The organism is Mycobacterium farcinogenes (genome assembly GCF_019739075.1).
GTDB classification, from domain to species: Bacteria; Actinomycetota; Actinomycetes; order Mycobacteriales; family Mycobacteriaceae; genus Mycobacterium; species Mycobacterium senegalense.
On record NZ_CP081673.1, the window covers coordinates 685,767 to 705,759 of the forward strand.

General features: G+C 66.7%; 21 protein-coding genes and 3 tRNA genes. 11 read left to right on the forward strand and 13 right to left on the reverse strand.

Features of this window, described 5'->3' with window-relative positions; all coding sequences use genetic code 11:
* Positions 1 to 23: 23 nt before the first annotated feature.
* From wzm to K6L26_RS03050, 5 genes are read right to left on the reverse strand one after another with little or no spacing between them, the layout of a single operon-like run.
* Positions 24 to 854, reverse strand: a complete 831-nt coding sequence (wzm, locus tag K6L26_RS03030; RefSeq protein ID WP_019344604.1) for a galactan export ABC transporter permease subunit Wzm/RfbD — start codon at positions 852 to 854, stop codon at positions 24 to 26.
* Complete coding sequence (gene glfT1 / locus K6L26_RS03035) at positions 851 to 1,747, reverse strand: galactofuranosyltransferase GlfT1 (protein WP_064894029.1); 897 nt, start codon at positions 1,745 to 1,747, stop codon at positions 851 to 853. The genes wzm and glfT1 overlap by 4 nt, the downstream gene beginning before the upstream one ends.
* Complete coding sequence (wzt, locus tag K6L26_RS03040) at positions 1,737 to 2,534, reverse strand: galactan export ABC transporter ATP-binding subunit Wzt/RfbE (protein ID WP_036391072.1); 798 nt, start codon at positions 2,532 to 2,534, stop codon at positions 1,737 to 1,739. The genes glfT1 and wzt overlap by 11 nt, the downstream gene beginning before the upstream one ends.
* A 7-nt stretch (positions 2,535 to 2,541) precedes the next feature.
* On the reverse strand, positions 2,542 to 3,057 hold the full coding sequence (locus K6L26_RS03045) for a bacterial proteasome activator family protein (protein ID WP_019344607.1): 516 nt from the start codon (positions 3,055 to 3,057) through the stop codon (positions 2,542 to 2,544).
* A 30-nt stretch (positions 3,058 to 3,087) separates the two neighbouring features.
* Positions 3,088 to 5,046 (reverse strand): DUF6541 family protein, encoded by a 1,959-nt coding sequence (locus K6L26_RS03050; RefSeq protein WP_064894030.1) that lies wholly within the window; start codon positions 5,044 to 5,046, stop codon positions 3,088 to 3,090.
* Positions 5,047 to 5,170: 124 nt separating this feature from the next.
* Here K6L26_RS03050 and K6L26_RS03055 point away from each other — a divergent pair, with 124 nt between their 5' ends.
* Complete coding sequence (locus tag K6L26_RS03055) at positions 5,171 to 6,367, forward strand: cysteine desulfurase-like protein (RefSeq protein ID WP_036391076.1); 1,197 nt, start codon at positions 5,171 to 5,173, stop codon at positions 6,365 to 6,367.
* 19 nt (positions 6,368 to 6,386) lie between these two features.
* Here K6L26_RS03055 and K6L26_RS03060 read toward each other — a convergent pair whose 3' ends face one another.
* Complete coding sequence (locus K6L26_RS03060) at positions 6,387 to 7,364, reverse strand: NAD(P)H-quinone oxidoreductase (RefSeq protein ID WP_064894106.1); 978 nt, start codon at positions 7,362 to 7,364, stop codon at positions 6,387 to 6,389.
* Between the two features lie 67 nt (positions 7,365 to 7,431).
* On the opposite strand from K6L26_RS03060, the gene K6L26_RS03065 reads away from it, so the two are divergent.
* Together K6L26_RS03065 and K6L26_RS03070 are read left to right on the forward strand one after the other, a co-directional pair.
* Positions 7,432 to 7,944, forward strand: coding sequence for a MarR family winged helix-turn-helix transcriptional regulator (locus K6L26_RS03065; protein ID WP_019347078.1), 513 nt, complete (start codon positions 7,432 to 7,434; stop codon positions 7,942 to 7,944).
* Positions 7,945 to 7,963: 19 nt separating this feature from the next.
* Positions 7,964 to 8,050 (forward strand) — tRNA-Ser (locus K6L26_RS03070).
* A gap of 44 nt (positions 8,051 to 8,094) precedes the next feature.
* On the opposite strand, the gene K6L26_RS03075 is transcribed toward K6L26_RS03070, so the two are convergent.
* Positions 8,095 to 9,192 (reverse strand): GGDEF domain-containing protein, encoded by a 1,098-nt coding sequence (locus tag K6L26_RS03075; RefSeq protein ID WP_165608689.1) that lies wholly within the window; start codon positions 9,190 to 9,192, stop codon positions 8,095 to 8,097.
* Positions 9,193 to 9,384: 192 nt separating this feature from the next.
* Complete coding sequence (locus tag K6L26_RS03080) at positions 9,385 to 9,573, reverse strand: hypothetical protein (protein ID WP_019347080.1); 189 nt, start codon at positions 9,571 to 9,573, stop codon at positions 9,385 to 9,387.
* Between the two features lie 71 nt (positions 9,574 to 9,644).
* Between K6L26_RS03080 and K6L26_RS03085 the strand changes: the two genes are divergently transcribed.
* The 3 genes from K6L26_RS03085 (at position 9,645) to K6L26_RS03095 (ending at position 12,586) form a co-directional block, all read left to right on the forward strand.
* Positions 9,645 to 10,688, forward strand: coding sequence for a linear amide C-N hydrolase (locus tag K6L26_RS03085; protein ID WP_064894032.1), 1,044 nt, complete (start codon positions 9,645 to 9,647; stop codon positions 10,686 to 10,688).
* 120 nt (positions 10,689 to 10,808) lie between these two features.
* The gene (locus K6L26_RS03090) at positions 10,809 to 11,726 is read left to right on the forward strand and encodes an acyl-ACP desaturase (protein WP_019347082.1); all 918 of its coding nucleotides are present in this window, start codon (positions 10,809 to 10,811) and stop codon (positions 11,724 to 11,726) included.
* Between the two features lie 137 nt (positions 11,727 to 11,863).
* On the forward strand, positions 11,864 to 12,586 hold the full coding sequence (locus tag K6L26_RS03095; protein WP_076211557.1) for a cutinase family protein: 723 nt from the start codon (positions 11,864 to 11,866) through the stop codon (positions 12,584 to 12,586).
* Here the strand turns inward: K6L26_RS03095 and K6L26_RS03100 are convergent.
* Complete coding sequence (locus K6L26_RS03100) at positions 12,583 to 13,986, reverse strand: MocR-like pyridoxine biosynthesis transcription factor PdxR (RefSeq protein WP_064894033.1); 1,404 nt, start codon at positions 13,984 to 13,986, stop codon at positions 12,583 to 12,585. The genes K6L26_RS03095 and K6L26_RS03100 overlap by 4 nt on opposite strands.
* 46 nt (positions 13,987 to 14,032) lie before the next feature.
* On the opposite strand from K6L26_RS03100, the gene K6L26_RS03105 reads away from it, so the two are divergent.
* Positions 14,033 to 14,455 (forward strand): hypothetical protein, encoded by a 423-nt coding sequence (locus tag K6L26_RS03105; RefSeq protein ID WP_064894034.1) that lies wholly within the window; start codon positions 14,033 to 14,035, stop codon positions 14,453 to 14,455.
* The gene (locus K6L26_RS03110; RefSeq protein ID WP_064894035.1) at positions 14,456 to 15,364 is read left to right on the forward strand and encodes an NAD-dependent epimerase/dehydratase family protein; all 909 of its coding nucleotides are present in this window, start codon (positions 14,456 to 14,458) and stop codon (positions 15,362 to 15,364) included.
* Here the strand turns inward: K6L26_RS03110 and K6L26_RS03115 are convergent.
* Positions 15,351 to 16,166, reverse strand: a complete 816-nt coding sequence (locus K6L26_RS03115) for a crotonase/enoyl-CoA hydratase family protein (RefSeq protein WP_019344078.1) — start codon at positions 16,164 to 16,166, stop codon at positions 15,351 to 15,353. The genes K6L26_RS03110 and K6L26_RS03115 overlap by 14 nt on opposite strands.
* A 19-nt stretch (positions 16,167 to 16,185) precedes the next feature.
* Here K6L26_RS03115 and K6L26_RS03120 point away from each other — a divergent pair, with 19 nt between their 5' ends.
* Positions 16,186 to 16,731, forward strand: coding sequence for a TIGR03086 family metal-binding protein (locus K6L26_RS03120; protein WP_081281744.1), 546 nt, complete (start codon positions 16,186 to 16,188; stop codon positions 16,729 to 16,731).
* Here K6L26_RS03120 and K6L26_RS03125 read toward each other — a convergent pair.
* Together K6L26_RS03125 and hisC are read right to left on the reverse strand one after the other, a co-directional pair.
* The gene (locus K6L26_RS03125; protein ID WP_019344076.1) at positions 16,728 to 17,189 is read right to left on the reverse strand and encodes a DUF4334 domain-containing protein; all 462 of its coding nucleotides are present in this window, start codon (positions 17,187 to 17,189) and stop codon (positions 16,728 to 16,730) included. The two genes, K6L26_RS03120 and K6L26_RS03125, sit on opposite strands and share 4 nt — an antisense overlap.
* Positions 17,186 to 18,256, reverse strand: coding sequence for a histidinol-phosphate transaminase (hisC, locus tag K6L26_RS03130; RefSeq protein WP_221852599.1), 1,071 nt, complete (start codon positions 18,254 to 18,256; stop codon positions 17,186 to 17,188). Before hisC ends, K6L26_RS03125 begins: the two co-directional genes overlap by 4 nt.
* An 88-nt stretch (positions 18,257 to 18,344) precedes the next feature.
* Here hisC and K6L26_RS03135 point away from each other — a divergent pair.
* Positions 18,345 to 18,436: transfer RNA gene (locus K6L26_RS03135), tRNA-Ser, on the forward strand.
* Positions 18,437 to 18,473: 37 nt separating this feature from the next.
* Positions 18,474 to 18,546, forward strand: a tRNA-Arg gene (locus tag K6L26_RS03140).
* A 120-nt stretch (positions 18,547 to 18,666) separates the two neighbouring features.
* On the opposite strand, the gene K6L26_RS03145 is transcribed toward K6L26_RS03140, so the two are convergent.
* The gene (locus K6L26_RS03145) at positions 18,667 to 19,866 is read right to left on the reverse strand and encodes a site-specific integrase (protein ID WP_221852600.1); all 1,200 of its coding nucleotides are present in this window, start codon (positions 19,864 to 19,866) and stop codon (positions 18,667 to 18,669) included.
* Between the last annotated feature and the right edge of the window lie 127 nt (positions 19,867 to 19,993).

Sequence of the window (19,993 nt, forward strand, 5' to 3'; positions counted from 1 at the left end):
AACCGGGTTCGTGGTTGAAATCCCTACACCCAGTACGGGACGCGGGCGCGGTACTGGCGCATGGCGATGGCGGCGAAGCCCCAGCCGATCACCGTGAGAACCAAGACCACCAGCCAATGCCGCACCTCTTGATCGGCTCCCAGCAGGGGGGCACGCACGATGTCCAGATAGTGCAGCAGCGGGTTGATCTCGACGATCTTGGCCCACGATCCGGCGCCTTGCTGCTGCAGGGTCGACTCGTTCCAGATGATCGGCGTCATGAAGAACAACAGCTGCACGATCGAGGCCAGCAGCGGTCCGATGTCGCGATACCGGGTGGCCAGGATGCCGAAACAAATGGACACCCATACGCAGTTGAGCACGATGAGACCCAGTGCCGGGATGACGGCAAGGTCGATCCACTTCCACGGTTTCGGATAGATGATCGCGATGATCACGAAGATGACGATGTTGTGGCCGAACAGGATCAGCTGCCGCCACACCAGCCGGTAAACATGCACCGACAGGGGCGTCGGAAGTTGTTTGATCAGGCCCTCGTTCGCGATGAACACCTCGGAACCCTCGAGGATGGACGCGTTGATCAGATTCCAGATGATCAGTCCGAGCGTCACGTACGGCAGGTGCTCTTCGAGCGGCAGCTTGAACAGTTTCGAGTAGAGCAGGCCCATCGCCACCGCGGTGGTGCCGGTGGCGATGGTGATCCAGAACGGGCCGAGCACGCTGCGCCGGTAGCGCTGTTTGATGTCCTGCCAGCCCAGGTGCAGCCATAGTTCGCGCTTGCTGAAACCTTCGGAGAGATCGCGAATTGCCCGCGCCATCGTCTTGGAGTCGGATGCCGCGTCGGTGAAGCTCATCTCTGGAACCTTTCGCGTCTGCCCAGTCGCCGCAGGCGAATCCATTCGCGTAAACCTGCCGGGTCGCGGCGGGACACCAGAAAGTACCAGCCGAACCGCACCCACTCCTGCGGCAGGAGTTTGCGAAGGCCGGGTTGGGACAGCAGGTAGCCGCGGTTGCGGTAGGTGAAGAACCGTTTGGTCTCGTCGTCGGGGTATTGCGTGTGCATCCGGCCGCCGAGGATCGGTTTGAACTCGTCGGTGCCGCACGGGTGCAGATAGCTTGCGGTCAAACAGGTTCCGAACGGCAGGCCGGAGCGGACGAGCCGGCGGTGCAGTTCGACCTCGTCGCCGCGGACGAACAGACGCAGATCCGGCACGCCCACGGATTCCACTGTGGCGGCCCGGAACAGGGCACCGTTGAACAGCGAGGCGATTCCGGGCAGCACGTCGCTTTCACTCTCGGTGCGCAATTCGCTGACCAATCGGCGCCAGACCAGCCCCCGGCGCAGCGGGAACGCCAACCGTTCCGGATCATCGAGGTTGCACACCATGGGCGATACCTCGGCCAGGGTGTGCTGCTCGGCGCAGGCCAGCAGGGTAGACAACACGGTGTTGTCGGCGGGCCGGCCGTCGTCGTCGGCCAGCCAGATCCAATCGGCGCCTTGGGCCAGGGCGTGCAGCATGCCCAGTGCGAAACCGCCTGCGCCGCCGAGGTTTCGGCGTGACCCCAGATAGGTCGCGGGTACCGGCTGGCCGAGCACCAGTTCGCGGACGGCTTCGTCGTTGTCATTGTCGACCACGATCAGGTGGTCAGGCCTGCGGTCCTGCTCCACCACTGCCGCAAGGGACTTGGCCAGCAATTCACGGCGCCGGTGCGTCACGATCACCGCGATGACGGTCTCAGGTGCCACGCGCGGTTTCCTCCAGCACCTCGCGCACGTGCCGCGCGGCGTCGGGGCCCTCGTAGGCGCCGACGACTTCCTCGATGCCGCCCGTCATCCGGATCGTGCCGTGGTCGATCCACATCGCGGTCTTGCACAGCCGGGCCAGGAACTCGTTGGAATGGCTTGCGAACACCAGGATTCCGGAACGTTCCACCAGGCTCTGCAGCCGGGACTGCGCCTTCTTGAGGAACTCCGCGTCGACAGCACCGATGCCTTCGTCGAGCAGCAGGATCTCGGGGTCGATGCTGGTCACCACGCCCATCGCCAGCCGCACCCGCATACCGGTGGAATAGGTGCGAAGCGGCATCGACAGGTATTCGCCGAGCTCGGTGAACTCGGCGATCTCGTCGACCTTGGCCAGCATCTGCTTGCGGGTCTGCCCGAGGAACAGCCCGCGGATGATGATGTTCTCGAAACCCGAGATCTCCGGGTCCATCCCGACGCCGAGATCGAACACCGGGGCGACTCTGCCGTTGACCGTAGCCGAGCCCCTCGTGGGCTCGTAGATGCCCGAAAGCAGCCGCAGCAGTGTGGATTTGCCCGCGCCGTTGTGGCCGACCAACCCGACCCGGTCGCCCATTTTCAGCGACATCGTGATGTCGCGCAGTGCCTCGATGACGACGACGTTGGACTCGTTGCGCCCGATCGCGCCGCCGGCCTTACCGAGGAATGCCTTCTTCAGCGAGCGGGTTTTGGCATCGAAGATGGGAAATTCCACCCACGCGTCGCGCGTCGAGATGTACGGATCAGACAACTGCGACCTACAGGTACTGGCCGGTGCCGGGGTGCGACGGGCCGCCGCGCTGGCCGCCGGGAACCTGCAGCCCCGGTGGCAGCGCGCCCTGACGCATCTGTTCGAGCTGGGCGCGGGCGGCCATCTGCTGGGCGAACAACGCCGTCTGGATGCCGTGGAACAGGCCCTCCAGCCAGCCGACCAATTGAGCCTGGGCGATGCGTAGTTCGGCATCGGACGGCACGCTGTCCTCGGTGAAGGGCAGCGTCAGCCGCTCCAGCTCCTCGCGCAGCTCGGGGGCCAGACCGTCCTCGAGTTCGCGGATGCTGGTCCGGTGGATGTCGCGCAGCCGGTTGCGGCTGGCGTCGTCGAGCGGTGCCGCCCGTACCTCTTCGAGCAGCTGCTTGATCATGGTGCCGATGCGCATGACCTTCGCCGGTTGTTCGACGAGGTCGGTCAGCGACTTGCCGTCAGCTTCGGCATCGGTGTCGTCGGCCGTGCTGGCCAGGATCTCGATGTTGTCATCGTCGGGGTTGATGGTCATCGCCTTCCCTTGAAGCTGTGCTGTCTCGTGTCACTTCTTTTTGGTGGCCGCGTTCTCACCGTGCCAGCGGTAGATGCGCGCCTCGCCGTTGTCGTAGATCTTCTCCCACGACCGTGAGCTGTCTAGCGACACTAGCCCGTCTGGCATGACAAACCCTCGGACCACCGGTGTGCTGGTGAGCACGTAGCGGATGTTGAGTGCCTCGACCGCCTCGGCAACGCGGGGATCGGTGTCGGCGTCATCTGCGTATGCCCAGAAAATGAACCGGTGATACCCCGGGCCCTGTTGCACCGGGTAGTCGTAGTGCGTCCACAGCGGATGTAGCCCCGAGACCGCGTACATCCAGGCGGTGCCGTCGGTGTTGGCGTCGCCGATCAGCGTGGTGCGGGCATCGGGTAGCTCGGCCAGGTAGGCGAAGGCATCAAGGTCCTTGGCGTCGATCATCACCGAGTCGTACTTCTGCCCGAACAGGTACTTGTGTCGGGGGAAGTAATGCCAGGCCAGGCCCACGGTGGTGGCGACCAGCGCAACGGCGGCCGTCGCGCGGACCCACACCGGGCGGGCCCCGGCGCGGCGCAGTGCGGCGGCACCCAGCAGTACCAAGGTGCACAGGCCGATCGCGGCCATCGGCGCGTAGAGCATCGTGACGACCGCCGACAGGCGACGGGGGTCGCTGTAGAACAGGTCGCTGAACGTGCCGGTGATGACGCCCAGCGGGCCCCCGAACGGTGCGCCGGAATGCACGATCGAGGCGATCAGGATCAGCCAGACCACCAGTGGCCACCAGATCTTCTTGATCAGCATCACCAGTCCGCCGAGGCCGGCCAGTGCGATGAGGATGTTCTGGATCGGGAAGTCGTTGAGGTGGCGGGTGTGCTGCACGATGGCCGCGAACAGCGAGTGCTTTTTGCCGAGGTGGTTGACGAAGGCGTGGCCCACGATGATGTCGGCTTGCTGGAGGACTCCCAGGAACTGGGGGAGCATGATCGCCAGCGTCGGCACCGCGACGCCGGCCAGTGCCAGAAAGTCCGACAGCCGGCTGCGCACCGGCCGCCACAGCGCCTCGGCCAGCCACCAGACACCGACCAGCAGTGCGGTCACCACACCACCGGTGAGGTGCACCGAGAAGACGCCGACTGTCGCGAGCACGGCCAGGCCGATGCGATCGCGGTGGGCCGGCGTCGAGATGATCAGTGCGAATGCCGGCACCGCGAGCCCGTAGGCCACCAGGTTGGGCATTGCCGCCACATCGAATTCGACGTAGGGCACCGCGGTGAAGGAGGCGGTGATCGCGGCCGCGGTGGCCGCCGCGACGGCGGTGCGCATCTCGCAGGTGTGCGGGCGGACCATCTTCCAGGTCAGCATCGCGGCGCTGACCGGGAACAGCCACACCGCCGCGGTGACCGAACTCACCGTGTAGGCGGTGGTCGCGGCGGCGCCCGTGAGTTGGCAGTAGACGGCGGCCAAGGCGTGGAACGCCGACGGGTAGTAGAGCGCCTCGTGAGTTTCGACGTTGCGCAGCTCGCCCATGTGGGTCGGCGAGGCCTGGCCGGTGTCGAGGATCCAGCGGATCGTGTTGGCGTGCCAGACCGAGTCCCAGGTGCTGGGGATGGATTGCCAGTGCGGCAGGCCGGCGCACGCCGCGGCAGCAATCAGCACGGCACCCAGCAGGACGCCCACCGCAACCACTACGGCGGGCCCCCGCGAGGCGCCTGACGCCTCGGCGTCGCGGTCACGGAAGCGGGCCAGCAGCCTGCGTACCCCGGCCGCAATGGCGGCGACAACGGCCACAGCAAACAACGCTGCCCATGCGTTCCACGGCACGCCGATCGCCCCGAGCGGGACGATCGCCAACGCAACGGTGCCGTAGGTCAAGGCTGGACCCACCGCCACCGCCGTCGACGCGGTCAGTCCGCCCGCCCTGGCTATCAGCGCCCCGGGGATCACCAGCAACAACAGTGCGATTAGCACTCCGAACCCGAAGCCCACTGGACTAGTATGGCTGCCCAGGTGACCCGGTCCGAGCATGGTCTCGGAAGCGCAAACGTGCTCATCGGGCGCTCCCCAAATCGTGTCGGTTTGTGATATCGGCGGACGCTCTAAGGTGGCTGGCATGGCATACGACGTCGCCCGGGTGCGGGGCTTGCACCCGTCATTGGGCGATGGGTGGGTTCACTTCGATGCCCAGAACGGCATGTTGGTGCCCGACTCCGTCGCGACGACGGTTTCCACCGCCTTCCGTGGCTCGATGCCCACCGCTGTGGGGCCGCACCCGTCCGCACGCCGCAGTGCGGCCGTGCTCACCGCCGCGCGGCAAGCGGTCGCTGACCTGGTCAACGCCGATCCGCGCGGGGTGGTCCTCGGGGCCGACCGGGCCCAGCTGCTGACCGCACTGGCCGAGGCCTCCTCGAGCCGGGTCGGCCTTGGTTACGAGGTGGTGGTCACCCGTCTGGACGACGAGGCCAACATCGCACCGTGGCTGCGGGCTGCGAATCGCTATGGCGCCAAGGTCAAGTGGGCCGAGGTCGACATCGAAACCGGTGAGCTGCCGTCCTGGCAGTGGGAAGGGCTGATCGACAAGCCGACCCGGCTGGTGGCCATCGCCTCGGCGTCGTCGACCCTGGGGACCGTCACCGATCTGGGTGAGGTGACGAAACTCACCCACGAGGTCGGCGGCATGGTCGTGGTCGACCACTCCGCGGCGGCGCCCTACCGGCTCATCGACATCAACGAGATCGAGGCCGACGTGGTGGCGCTCAACGCGGTGCCGTGGGGCGGACCGCCCGTCGGCGCGCTCGTCTTCCGCGAGCCCTCGACGCTCGATTCGCTGGCCTCGGTGTCGTTGGACCCGCACGCCACCGGACCGGCCCGCCTGGAGGTGGGCGCACATCAGTACGGCCTGCTGGGTGGTGTGGTGGCCAGCATCGAGTACCTGTCGAACCTCGATGACTCGGCCAGTGGTTCGCGGCGCGAGCGGCTGGCCGTGTCGATGAAGTCGGCGGGGGCCTACCTGGATCGGCTGTTCGAGTACCTGGTGGCCTCGCTGCGCTCGTTGCCGTTGGTCATGGTGATCGGCAGGCCGGAGTCGCAGATTCCGGTGCTGAGCTTCGTCGTACGCGACATTCCGGCCGAGCGGGTGGTGCAACGGCTGGCCGACAACGGCATCCTGGCGATCTCCAACGCCAGCTCGCGTGTGCTCGACGTGATCGGGGTCAACGACATCGGCGGCGCGGTGACGGTCGGGCTGTCGCACTACTCGACCGGCGCCGAGGTCGATCAGCTTGTGCGGGCTTTGGCCTCGCTCGGCTGATCGCGCCTCGGCTCGAGAGCTAGACCGTCAGCACGATCTTTCCCGACACCTCACCGGCGGCCAGTAGCTCATGGGCCCGCTGGGCTTCGGCGATGGGCAGTTCGGCACCGATGATCGGGCGGACTCGTCCGTCGGCGATCATCGGCCAGACGTTGTCGATCACCGCTCGCACGATCTCGCCCTTGCCGCCCGGCCCGTCGACGGGCCGCGGCCGCAGTGAGGTGGCGATGACCCCGGCCCGCTTACCCAGCAGCTTGGCGATGTTGAGCTCGGCCTTGATGCCGCCCTGCATGCCGATGATCACCAGCCGGCCGCCGGTGGCCAGGGCGTCGACGTTGCGGTCCAGGTAGGCGGCTCCCATGATGTCGAGGATGACGTCGGCTCCGGCACCGTCGGTTTCGGCCCGGAGCCGCTCCACGAAGTCGTCGTCGCGGTAGTTGATGGTGATGTCGGCGCCCAGTTCGCGGCACAGGGCCAGCTTGTCGGCGGAGCCGGCCGTCACCGCTACCCGGGCACCGAGGGCGCGCGCCACCTGAGTGGCATGGGTGCCGATGCCGCTGGCACCACCCTGGAGGAGCACCACCTGACCGGCCGTCAAACCCGCGGTCATGACGAGGTTCGACCACACGGTGCAAGCCACCTCGGGAAGTCCTGCGGCTTCGTTGAGAGCAACGCCATCGGGCAATGGCAACACCTGGGCGGCGGGTGCCGCGACGTATTCGGCGTAGCCGCCCCCGGCGAGCAATGCGCATACCGGTTGCCCAACTGACCAGTCGGTAACGTCGGCGCCGAGCGCGGCGACGGTGCCCGAGACCTCCAACCCGATCACTTCACTGGCGCCTGGCGGGGGCGGATACTTGCCCGCGGCTTGGAGCAGATCGGCGCGATTGACCCCGGCGGCGTGAACGCGGATCAGAACCTCGTCGTTTGCTACTCCTAGATCAGCGACATTTTCCCAGGTCAGACGGCCCTCGGTGGACGCGGCGATTGCATGCATTTTTTCCACGCTACAAGCACGCTATTTTTCGCGCGCAGCAATACTGACGTCCCTTACGATTGCGCCCATGGTGGGGATGATTGCGGGGCGCACGGCGGGTGACATGCCGGGCCTGGACATCGCCGAGCAGAGGTCATGGCAGAACTACCTCGACTCGGCGCTGCGAATGTATGCGACCTTGAACCGGTCGCTGGTGGACGCACATCACCTGACCCTCAATGATGTGCGCCTGCTCGACATCTTGGACAAATCGGCGACCGGGTCCGCCCGGATGGGCGACTTGGCCGAGCGGTTGATGTCTCTGCCCAGCCGGGTGACCCGGCAGATCCGGCGACTGGAAGTGCAGAACCTGGTGACCAGGTGTGCCAGTCCCGATGACGGGCGTGGAGTGGTCGCCACGATCACCGAAGAGGGCCGGGTCGCTGTTCGTGAGGCGATGGTGACGTACGGACAGGGTGTCCGCTCACACTTTCTCGGCCGGCTCTCGCGGCCGCAGATCGCCGCGATGGGTGAGAACTGTCGGCGGATCAGCGTCGCACTGAAGAGCGGAGCGCCGCCCGCTCACATCGGTCGCGTGTAAAGCCCGTACTCTTGTCGGCGGTGGCGTGGCAGAGCGGCCTAATGCACTCGCCTTGAAAGCGAGAGACGGCTAACACCGTCCGGGGGTTCAAATCCCTCCGCCACCGCTGTTGACAGCGGGTATGCCGTCCATCGAAGTTGACGTGCGGGTCTATGTCCCGGCGAGGAAACCCTGAACGGTGCCGTCGGTCTCCCGTCCGTGCACTGCGCACGCCCCGCCGCCGGATCGCTTCACCCCGTACATGGCGGAATCGGCTTGACGGATCACATGGTCGACGGAAAAGTGCGGCTCGGTCGCCGCCATCGACGCGACACCGACGCTCACGGACAGTTCCCGGCCGCCGACCTCTATCCGGGTGAGTACGTCCAGCCGGTCGAGCAGTTCCGAGATGCCGTCAGGGTGGTCGATCATCGTCACCAGGACCAGCTCGTCGCCACCGAGTCGCGCGGCGATCTCCCCGGGGCGGGCGATGGACCGTAGCCGCTCCGCCATCGCAATCAGAGCCACGTCGCCGGCCGCGTGACCTTCGTCGTCGTTGAGTCGCTTGAACCGGTCGATGTCGCACACGGCCACCGCCAGGTTCGCCGGTGTCGTCCTGCCTGTCACGACTCGACGCACGGCCGCGTGCATGCCTCGCCGGTTGCGCAGCCCGGTCAGTTGATCACGGTGCGCCGACTGTGCGACCTGGACGACCGCGTTGCGGCCTCTCTCGATCAGGATGCAGCCGGTCAGCGGCACCACTACCACCCACATCAGTGCCGGCATGTAGATCGGGAACAGATCCCACAGGCTGCCGGGCCGTAACAGGACTGCCCAGCCGGTGATGCCGGTGATCACCACGGCGCCGAAGGCGCAGTGCACTGCCAGCGGTCGCGCCCCGAGCAGGAATCCGACGAAGACCCCCGTCATGCCGAGGTACAGCGTGGTGCTCAGCTGCGCCTCGGTGGTGGACATGGTTGTCGCGACGGCGGCCACGGCCACGTCGGCCCACACCACGAACGCGACGGCGGCTTCGTACCGCGGCCAGGGGCGCCGCAGCCACCGATACCCGATCACGGCACCGGAGATCACCGCAGCGGCTTGCACTGATCGCGACGCGACACCGGTCGGCCCCGCCGGATTGAACTGGACGATGATGCCCAACCCCGCCAGCGCGAAACAGCTCAGCGCCGTCACCAGGCAGAAGGCGCCCATGAAACGGCCGTGGCGCAGAGCGCCGGTAGCAAACTCGAACTCGGCCCTACTCACCCAATTCTCCGTCTTCGCCATGCCGCTTTTCCTGGAACAACCTGAAATCTAAACCGCTGGAGCGTGTCCCGTGGGGGCAATGTGGCACATTCTCGAACTGTGGCGGTGATGACGCGGCCGGCACTATGCCGTGAGTGTTCACAGACTCGGATCGGAGGCGCCGTTGTCGGTGCCGCCGGTGGGTGTTCGTGTTCAGTCCGCGGTCAACACATCGAGCATCCCCGGCCTCAGCACATCGGCGATCCGGTCCCACGGCACGGTCACCACCACGTAGTCACCCAGCGCATGGGCCACCGACACATAGACCTCGAGCCCGCTCGACGTGGGCAGCCAATTGGTGACGATCGCCGTCGCAGCCGCAACCCATCGTGCCGGCACCATGAAGCCGAACTTTATCGGGCGGCATGCGCGGTTGCGGTACAGCTGTGCACGTCGACACTAGGCTCGCTCGAATGTGCACGCGAGTCATGTGGCCGGAAGCGGGCGGTGCGGTACTGGTCGGAAGGAACATGGATTTCCACAAGGATCTGATGACCAACTTGTGGAAGCAGCCCCGCGGCGTCCGCCGCGACGATGGGGTTTCGGGCAAGCTGACCTGGACCTCGAAGTACGGCAGTGTGGTGGCTACCGCTTTCGACATCACGTCTGTCGACGGGATGAATGAGGCCGGTCTGGCGGGGCACATCTTGTGGCTGGCCGAGTCCACCTACGGCGAGCCGGACGCTTCGCGAATCCAACTGGGGCAGGCGATCTGGCTGCAGTACTTCCTGGACAACTTCGCCACGGTCGCGGAGGCGACCGCGTGGATCGCCCAGAGCGACGTGCAGGTGGTGCAGATGGACGATCCGACCGGCGGTGCCCGCCCCGGACTGCATCTGGCGCTCGACGACGCCACCGGCGACTCGGCGATCATCGAATACGTCGACGGAACCGCTCGGGTGTACCACTCCCGGGATTACCGGGTCATGACCAATTCGCCGACGTTCGATCAGCAGTTGGAGCTGGTGAAGTCGTTCACCGGTCTGGGTGGAGATCAGCCGCTCCCGGGTTCGACGTTGGCCAGCGATCGGTTCGCCCGCGCCAGCTACTACGTCGGTCGCTTGCCGCAGCCGTCCGGCCAAGTCGAGGCCATCGCGGGCATGTTCTCGGTGATCCGCAACGCCGCACAGCCGTTCCGTATCCCCGACCCAGGGAAACCCGATGCCTCGCAGACCATCTGGCAGGTGGTTCTCGATCTCACCAACAAGCGGTATGTCTACGAGTCCACGACCCGCCCGAACATCGTGTGGGTCGACCTCGCGGATCTCGACTTCTCCGAGGGCAGTCCGCAACTCAAACTCGATCTGATCAGCGACCTGGCGGTGCAGGGCGGCATCGCCGGCAACGTTGCCGACAAGTTCGAGGACCGGGGTGCCATGACCTTCCTGTCGCTCGGACTGCTGCACCAATTGGCGGAGGCGGCGACGAAGGAGAAGTTGGGACAAGCCACAAAATAGTGGGCCTCCCGGCGCTCGGTTCACCGAAAAGTAACCTACGGTTCCGTAACCTACGCTACCGTAGGTTACGAGGCGGCACTCTGATGCCGACACCTGCCGAGACTGTTGGGAGGACGACGTATGGATGTCCAGAGCGGACTGCTCCACGAACTCGAACCGGTTGTCGCGAGCAACCTCGACCGCCATCTGTCGATGGCACGGGAATGGTTCCCGCACGATTACGTGCCATGGAGCAGGGGGCGCGACTTCGCTTTCTTGGACGGCGAGGATTGGCAACCCGAGGATTCGCCGTTGGACCACGTCGCCAAGGTGGCCATGACGGTCAATCTGCTGACCGAGGACAATCTGCCGTCCTATCACCGTGAGATCGCCACGCGGTTCTCCCGCGACGGTGCGTGGGGCACCTGGGTCGGGCAGTGGACGGCAGAAGAAGGCCGGCACAGCATCGCGCTGCGCGACTACCTCGTCGTTACGCGCGGCGTGGATCCTGTTGCGCTGGAACGTCTTCGGATGGCACACACAGTCGCCGGATATGACTCAGGTGACAAGACGCCGCTGGCGGCGATGGCCTATGTGTCATTCCAGGAGTTGGCCACCCGGGTGTCTCACCGAAACACCGGCCGGGCATCCGGCTGCCCGATCGCCGATCAGCTGCTCGCGCGCATCGCCGCCGACGAGAACTTGCACATGGTGTTCTACCGCAACCTCATGGCGGCCGCGCTGGACATCGCTCCCGACGCCGCGATGGCGGCCATCCGCGACGAGGTGGTGAACTTCGCGATGCCGGGCCAGGGCATGGCCGATTTCGCGCAGAACGCCATCACCATCGCCAAGGCCGGCATCTACGACCTGCGCGTCCACCACGACGACGTGGTGCAGCCGGTGCTGCGGTTCTGGCGGATCTTCGACCGGACCGATTTCGGGCCGGAAGGGGAGAAAGCCCGGGAGGAGCTCGCGCAGTTCCTGGAAGCCGTCGACGAGCGGGCCCGGTATTACGACGAGAAGCGCGAGCGCCAGCGCGTCGGCGTCGCCTCATAGCAAACTCGAACCTCCCGCGTCGACAATTAAACGTGTCGTAGATCACACGTCCGAAGGATTCGCTTCGCCTCGATCTTGGGTATCGAGGAGTAGTTGGCACGAAACGTGGTTGGTCGCGACGAGTGTGGGGTCGAAAAATGAATCGGGTTGGTCGTTGGTTGAGCGCAGTGGCGTCAGCGGTCTTCGCGGCGGGTGGGTGTATCGCCGCCGCCGGGCAGGCTTCCGCGGACCCCTGCTCGGACGTGCAGGTGATATTCGCGCGCGGCACGTTCGAACCGCCGGGGGTCGGCGGAGTCGGAGACGCGTTCGTGGATGCTCTGCGGGCCAGGACCGGCGGGAAGTCCGTTGATGTCTACCCGGTGAATTACCCTGCATCCCTTGACTTTGCGACGGCGGCCGACGGCGTGGCCGATGCGAGCAACAAGGTCAGGGCCACCGTGGCGGCCTGCCCTGACACCAAGATCGTGCTGGGCGGTTTCTCGCAGGGTGCGGCGGTGGCCGCCTACATCACCGCCGATGCGGTGCCGCAGGGCTTCGTGTTGCCGCCGAGCATCAGTGGCCCGCTACCCCCGGAGGCGGCTGATCACGTCGCCGCCGTGGCACTGTTCGGCAAGCCGTCGAGCGGCTTCCTGCAGATGATCTACACCGGCGCACCACCGATCACGGTCGGTTCGCGGTATGCCGCCAAGACCGACGACCTGTGTATCCCCGAGGATCCGGTGTGTTCACCCACCGGCGGTGACAACAACGCGCACAACTTGTACGCGGTCAACGGTTTGACGGATCAGGCTGCGGACTACGTGGCCGGCAAACTGGGCGCCAAGCCGGCGGAGCCGAACGTTCAGGCCTCCGGGCGCTAGTCGCTCGCCGCTCCCAGCTGGTGCGCGATCCGGCCCAGCTGCTCTACGCCCGCGGTGATCTGGGATTCGGTGGTGTTGGCATAGCCCAAGATCAAGCCGGGTGGTGCGGTGTCGGGCTGGGCGTAGCAGGGCCCCAGGGCTTCCAGCCGAATGCGTGCCTCAGCGGCGCGCCGCACCAGCTCGTCGATGGGGAAACCGGCCGGGAACCGGACGGTCAGGTGCACGCCCGCGGCCGCGCCGAGAACCTCACCCTGGGGTAGGTGACGGTTCAACGCGGCCAGCAGGGCGGCGCGCCGCGCCGGGTAGCGGCGACGCATCTGGCGCAAGTGGCGGTCATAGCCGCCCGAGGTCAGAAACTGGCTGAAGGCGATCTGGTCCATCACCGAACTGCCGGTGTCGGCAAGGCCTTTGGCGGTCCGGACCGGCTCGATCAGGTGTGCGGGCACCACCATCCAGCCGATGCGCAGCCCCGGCGCCAGGGTCTTGCTGGTCGATCCGAGGTACACCACCCGGTCTGGTGCGATGCCCTGCAGCGCGCCTACCGGGGTCCGGTCATAGCGGTACTCGGCGTCGTAGTCGTCCTCAATGATCAGCCGCCCGGGTTGGGCCCACTCCAGAAGCTCGGTGCGCCGGGCCGCTGAGAGCACCACTCCGGTGGGGGATTGGTGAGCCGGGGTGGTCAGCACGGCGCTTGCGCCGCTGTTGGTCAAGGTGCCGACGTCGATGCCGTTGTCGTCCACCGGAATGGGCAGCGGATCGATGCCGTTGTGCCGTAGCACCATTCGGTGCAGCCAGAATCCCGGATCTTCCGTCGCCACCGGGCCGCCGAGGCAGCGGGCCAGCAGCGCGACGGCTTGCGTTGCACCCGAGCACAATACGACCAGTCGGGGGTCGGCGACGACGCCGCGGGTGCGCTGCAGGTAATCGGCCACCGCGGCGCGCGCGGCCGGTAATCCGTGCGGCGCCACGTAACCGAAGGCGCTGGACTCGATTTCGGCGAGTCCCTGCCGCATGGCCCGCAGCCAGGCCTGGCGCGGGAAGCTGGCGAGATCCGGCGAGCCGGGGGCGAAGTCGACGTCGAATCGGGGTCGCACGCGTTCGGGCTGCGGACTGTTGGAGGCTGGCACGTCCACGCTGGCGACACGGGTGCAGCCGCCCTGGTGGCTGTGCAGGAACCCTTCGGCCGTCAGCTGCCCGTAGGCCTCGACCACCAACCGGCGGGACACCCCGAGGTCGGCCGACAGCACACGGGTGGACGGCAGGCGGGTGCCGGCAGTCAGCCGGCCGGACCGGATGGCGTCGCGCAGCCGGTCGGCGAGTTGACGGTGCAGCGGCCGCTTGCTGTCCCGGTCCAGTTCGACGAGCAGCTCGGGAGCCGAACTGGTACCCGAAGTCGCCATGAAATTGGAGCCTACTCGGAGACCACTGCGGCGCTAGCGTGATGGCATGGCCAATGCTGCCGGCGCGGTGACACACACCAGGCGCTATCCAGAAGTGGTCCTCGCCGTCTTCGGCGTCTACTCGGTGGGCCTCGGGGCGTTCATGCTCGTGGCGCCGGGCACGTTCTTCGACACGCTCGGCGCCTTCGGTGTGCGCAACGACCACTACATCCTCGACAACGCGTCGTTCGAGTTGCCGCTCGGATTGATGATGCTGGCGGCGCTCAAGTGGCCGCAGTGGCGGGTGCCGGCCCTGGCCTTCGCCACCGCGCACTGGGCCCTGCATTCGTTGAGCCACCTGATCGACACGAACCACGCAGCCGGCAACTGGGTCGGTTGGCTGGAAGCAGCGGGCCTGGTGGTGACCACCGCTCTGCTGGCAATCGCGTTGCGGGCCAGCGTATCCGACGACAAGACAGGAGAACGCTAGATGCGTGTCCTGGTGGCAGGAGCGACCAGTGTCCCCGGTATCCCGCTGCTGCGTGAGCTGAACTCGCGCGGCCACGACGTCATCGGGGTGACCCGCGCGCCGGGCAAGGCCGCCCAGATCTCGGCGGCCGGTGCCAAGCCCGTGGTGGCCGATGTTCTCGACAGCGCCCAGATCGATGCCGTGCTGGCCGAGTTCGCGCCCGAGACGGTGGTCAGCCTGCTGACCACACTGCCGAAGTTGGGCCCCAAGCGGATGAAGGATTTCGAGCCGGCCATCCAGTTGTGGAGCCGGGGCGCCGGCAATCTGGTGGCCGCCGCGCAGCGGGCCGGGGTCCGCCGGGTCGTCGCCGAATCGGTGATCTTCGCCTACGGGTACGGGTCGACCGGACCGGAGTTGATCGACGAGACAGATCCGTATCCGGGGCCGCCGCCGCGTGGCGGTGACGCCATGCTGGAGGCGTTGCGCGGGATGGAGCGCAACGTCATCAGCTCGGGAGAACACAGCGACACCGAGGGAATCGTGTTGCGCTACGGCGTCTTCTACGGCCCCGGTGTCACCCATGACGACCTGTTTCGCCGGTTGGCCAAATGGTGGGCCATGCCTGCGCTGTCCGGCACCGGGGTGCTGTCGTGGGTGCACATCGACGACGTCGCCCGGGCCACCGCCGATGCGCTCGAAAGGGGCCGGGGTGGGCAGATCTACAACATCGTCGACGACCGGCCGCAGTCCTTCGGCGATTACGTGCGGGAGCTCAACGCGAAGTTGAACCGGCCGCGGCCGTGGCCGATCTCGCACCGCCTGGTCGGGCTGGCAGCGCCCTATCCGGCCACGGCGTTCGGCACGGCCTGGCTTCCGCTGTCGAACGCGAAGGCCAAGGCCGAACTCGGCTGGGCGCCTATTCCCCGGTGAACTGCGGCGGACGCTTCTGGAACATCGCGGTGACCGCCTCTGCCAGATCCTTCGACGGCAGGAAGGCCGAATTCCACGCGGCCACGTAGCGCAGGCTCTCGGCCACCCTGGCGGTGCGCTGTTGGTCCAGCACGTCTTTGACCCCGGCGACGGTCAGCGGCGGGTTGGCGGCGATCTCAGCGGCGGTGGCGTGCGCGGCGGCCAACGAGGCGTCGGCGTCGTCGTAGACGTCGTTGACCAGACCGATCTTCTCGGCGCGCGCAGCGTCAATGTCCTTGCCCGTCAGAGCCAGCTCACGTAGATGTCCGTCGGACAGGATCAGCGGCAGTCGGGCCAGGCTGCCGACGTCGGCGACGATGGCCAGCTTGGTCTCGCGCACCGAGAACTTGGCGTCGGTGCTGGCGTAGCGGATGTCCACGGCGCTGATCAAGTCGACGCCACCGCCGATGCACCAGCCGTGGATGGAGGCGATGGTGGCGGTACGGCAGTCGGCGACGGCGGTGATGGCGCCTTGCATCTTCATCAGCCGCTTGTGGAACGCCGCCCGATCAGCCGCACCGGCGTCGAGTCCGGGCATCTCGGCACCCATGGCGGGCAGGTCCAGGCCGTAGCTGAAGTTCTTGCCCGAGCCCGTGAGCACGATCGCGCGCACCTCGGGGTCGGCGTCGAGGGTGCCGAACACGTCGGGCATCTCCGCCCAGAACGCCGGGCCCATCGCGTTGCCCTTGCCGGGACCGAGCAGTGTCACCTGGGCGACGTGGTCCTTGATTTCGACGGAAACGGACTCGTACGTGTCGGTCATGGGGTGGACACTACCGACTATGGACGAACTCGAAAGTGCCGAGGCCACCCTCGACGTGCTGCAACGCGTGCTGCGGGGCGTCACCGCCGACGATCTGCCCCGTCCGACCCCGTGTCGCGAGTTCGACGTGGCGGGCCTGACGGACCATCTGCTGAACTCGATCACCTTGATCGGCTCGGCGGCTGGTGCGCAGATTCCAGACCGCGCCCCCGGCGCCTCGGTTGAGGATCAGGTGCTTGGCGCGGCGCGGCCGGCGGTGGCGGCCTGGCGGCGGCGCGGGGTGGACGGCACGGTGCCCTTCGGCCAGGGCGAGGCCCCGGCGCAGATGATGGCGCGGATCCTGTCGCTCGAATTCCTGGTGCACGCCTGGGATTACGCCGTGGCCACCGGACAGCCGCTCGACGTGCCGGATCAGCAGCCCGAGTGCGTCCTGGGGTGGGCGCGCCAGATCATCACCCCGGAGGGGCGGGTGCGTGCGGGTTTCGACGATCCGGTGGCGGTAGCCGACGACGTGCCCGCACTGGAGCGCTTGCTGGCCTTCACCGGCCGCCGGCCGACGGGCTAGACGCGCTGCAGGTAGAAGTACAGGTAACGGCCGTCGACCACGGCGCCCTTGCCGTTCATGATGCCCACCACCGTGTGGTCGTCGACCACCTTGAAGTGATCGTGCACGGGTGCGCCGTCGTAGACCATCGTCGCGGTCACCTCGCCGCGGAACTCCTCCAGCCACAGGCTGGCCTCGCCCTTCATGGCTTCGGTGTTGGAGAACTTGTTGCCCTCGGCGTCCAGGCACACCAGCGGCTTGGCGTCGGTAGCCGAGTGGAACGTCTTGCCGAACCAGTTGAGCCGCTTCATGAATCCGTTGGCCTTGTGCCCGGTCTGGAATTCGCCGCCTTTCCACTCGCCGAGCATGAAGTCGATGCTGGCCGGCCGCAGCAGTGCCCAGAACGCGTCGAGTTCGGCGTCGGGGATCTGCCCGTCACGGCTGACGAACCCGTCGAACGTGCCGCGTGCGTCGCTCACTCGTTATCTCCGTTCCAGTGCTGGGCGTACTCGGTGGCAAAGCTGAGGAAGGCGTCGTTCTCGTGCGGAGCGCCGATGGTGACCCGCACGCCGTCCTCACCGTACGGGCGCACGATGATGCGGTTGTCAGCGGCCCTGGCGACGAAGTCGAGGGTGCGTTCGGCCAGCGGCAGCCAGACGAAGTTGGCCTGGGAGGGCGGCAGCTCGTAGCCGGCCGCGCGCAGGGCCGCGCTGACGCGGACGCGCTCGGCGACGACGGCGTCGGTGCGGGCCATCAGTTCGTCGGCGGCCTCCAGGCTGGCGATGGCCGCGGCCTGGGACACGCTGGTCGCGCTGAACGGCACGTAGACCTTGCCCAGGGCCGTGACGATTTCCGGATCGGCGACGGCGTACCCGACGCGGAGTCCGGCCAGCCCGTAGGCCTTCGAGAACGTGCGCAGCACGACCACGTTGCGGTGGGCGCGGACCAGCCCGAGGCTGTCGGGCTGCAAGCCGTCGCGGATGTACTCGACGTACGCCTCGTCGAGCACGATCAGGATGTCGTCGGGCACTGCCGCGACGAACCGGGCCAAGGCCTCGGGGTCGACCACGGTGGAAGTCGGGTTGTTCGGGTTGCAGACGAAGATCAGCCGGGTGTTCTCGGTAATCGCCGCGAGCATGGCGTCGAGATCGTGAGTCTCGTCACGCAACGGCACCGGCACGCCCGTCGCGCCGGCGGTGCGAATCTGCAGCGGGTAGATCTCGAAACTGCGCCATCCGAACACGACTTCGTCGCCCGGGGCGGATGTGATTTGTATCAACTGCTGGCACAGGCTCACCGAACCGCAGCCCACCGCGATGTTCTCGGGTGCGAAGCCGACGTGCTTGGCGAGGTGTTCGCGCAGGTCAAGATAGCCGTTGTCGGGGTAACGGTTGATGTTCTCGGTGGCTCGCAAGATCGCCTCGCGCACGCTGGGAAGCGGCGGGAACACGGTTTCGTTGCTCGCGATCTTGATTGCGCCCGGAACTGTTTTGCCTGGTGCGTACGCCGGGAGGTCGGCCATTTCGGGGCGCAGACGGATACTCACTTGGCCAGAATAGGGGAGGCTGTGTACTGTGTGCCCTCGGCGGTTTCGGGCGACAGGACGGAGTCCGGTACCCTCACAGAAGTTCAAAGGAGGCGTGCCAGAGCGGCCGAATGGGACTCACTGCTAATGAGTTGTCCCCCTTACCGGGGACCGGAGGTTCAAATCCTCTCGCCTCCGCCATGGTTGACTTGTCAACCACACAACTGAATAACGCCAGGCGCCCGTAGCTCAACGGATAGAGCATCTGACTACGGATCAGAAGGTTAGGGGTTCGAATCCCTTCGGGCGCACAAGAGAAACGCCAGGTGAGAGTGCGAATCGCCTGGCGTTTCCGCTATCTGGACCACCCCGATGTGACACGAGGTGACACATCGGCTCCGTTATTCGCTTCGGTGACACACGATCCCGTGTCACTTCGCCTCGGCCGGGTTGGACCTCCCACCGGTCAACGCGTCCAGTCGCTGCGCCGCCGCCGCGAGTGAATCGTCGGAGCTATGGCCGTAGGTGGCGAGGGTGAACGCGGCGTTCGTGTGGCCCAACCACGCGGAGATCACCGCGAGCGGCACACCGTCCTGATGCATCAACGTCGCACACGTGTGCCTGGCATCGTGGAGCCGCACGGCCGGAAGCTTGTGTGCCGCGATGGTCTCCGCCCAGGCGTGCGACAAGGTGTCGGGGTGCGGGGGAGTGCCGTCCTCGCCGACGACCACCAACCCGGACTCGACCCACTTGGAGCCGAGCGCAAGTCGGCGTTCCCTCTGTTGTTTCCGCGCCTGCTTCATCGCGACGGTGAGCTCGGCCGGCATGGGGAGGGTGCGCAGTCCGGCGGCGGTCTTGGGTGAGCCCACCTCGACGCCCCCGGGAACTGGGGCACGGTTGGCGCGGACGGTCAGCAGTCCGGCGTCGAGGTCGACGGAGTCCCAGCTGAGGCCGAGGATCTCACCGCGGCGCAGACCCATGAGTGCGAGGCGCCACGCGACGGCGAAGACGTCGTTACGGGTCGCGGCCAGCAAACTCTCCGCCTGTGCACCGGTGAGCGTGTGGAGCTCGGCCTTCGCCTTGGGTACCGGCTGTACCAGTGCGGCCGGGTTGCGGCCCAACACTCCCTGCTGCACTAGGTCCTCGAACACGGCGCGGGATCTCCGGATGAAGTGGTTCGTGCCTGACGGACCCCACTTTGCGCGCACCTGCTTGCCCTTGATCTTCTCGGGGGCGTTCCAGGTGCCCATCTTCGAGGTGCCGCCGCGAAGTGCGGCCACCACCTTCTCGATGTCGGCTTTCGTCACCGCCTGGACCGCCTTCCCGCCGAGGTGATCGACCAGCGGCCGCAGCGCGGTGATGTATCCGGTCATCGTCTTGGTGCGCACCCGTTGCGCGGCCAACCATGCGTCGACCGCTGCCTCCACCGTCAGCTCCGACGGTGCGACGTGCACACCACGGGAGCGGTCGCCGGCGATCCGGGTGTAGAAGTCGGTGGCTTCCTTGAGTGTCTTGAACCGCTTGCGTTGCTGCTTGCGCTTGCCGTCGGGTCCGGTGACCTCGGGGCGCACTTCATACCTGCGGCCGGAGTCGAGGTCGAGGGCCTTCACGTAGTCGGGGATCTTTGCCATTGCTACAGAGTGGCACCTGTGCTGAGTGGGGACGAGCGAGTCGTACGACACGCCGAGTCCCTCCCACGGTGCCCAATCTCGTGTCGATGCGGCTGCAAATCCTGAGGTAGCCTCACGACCAGTGTGT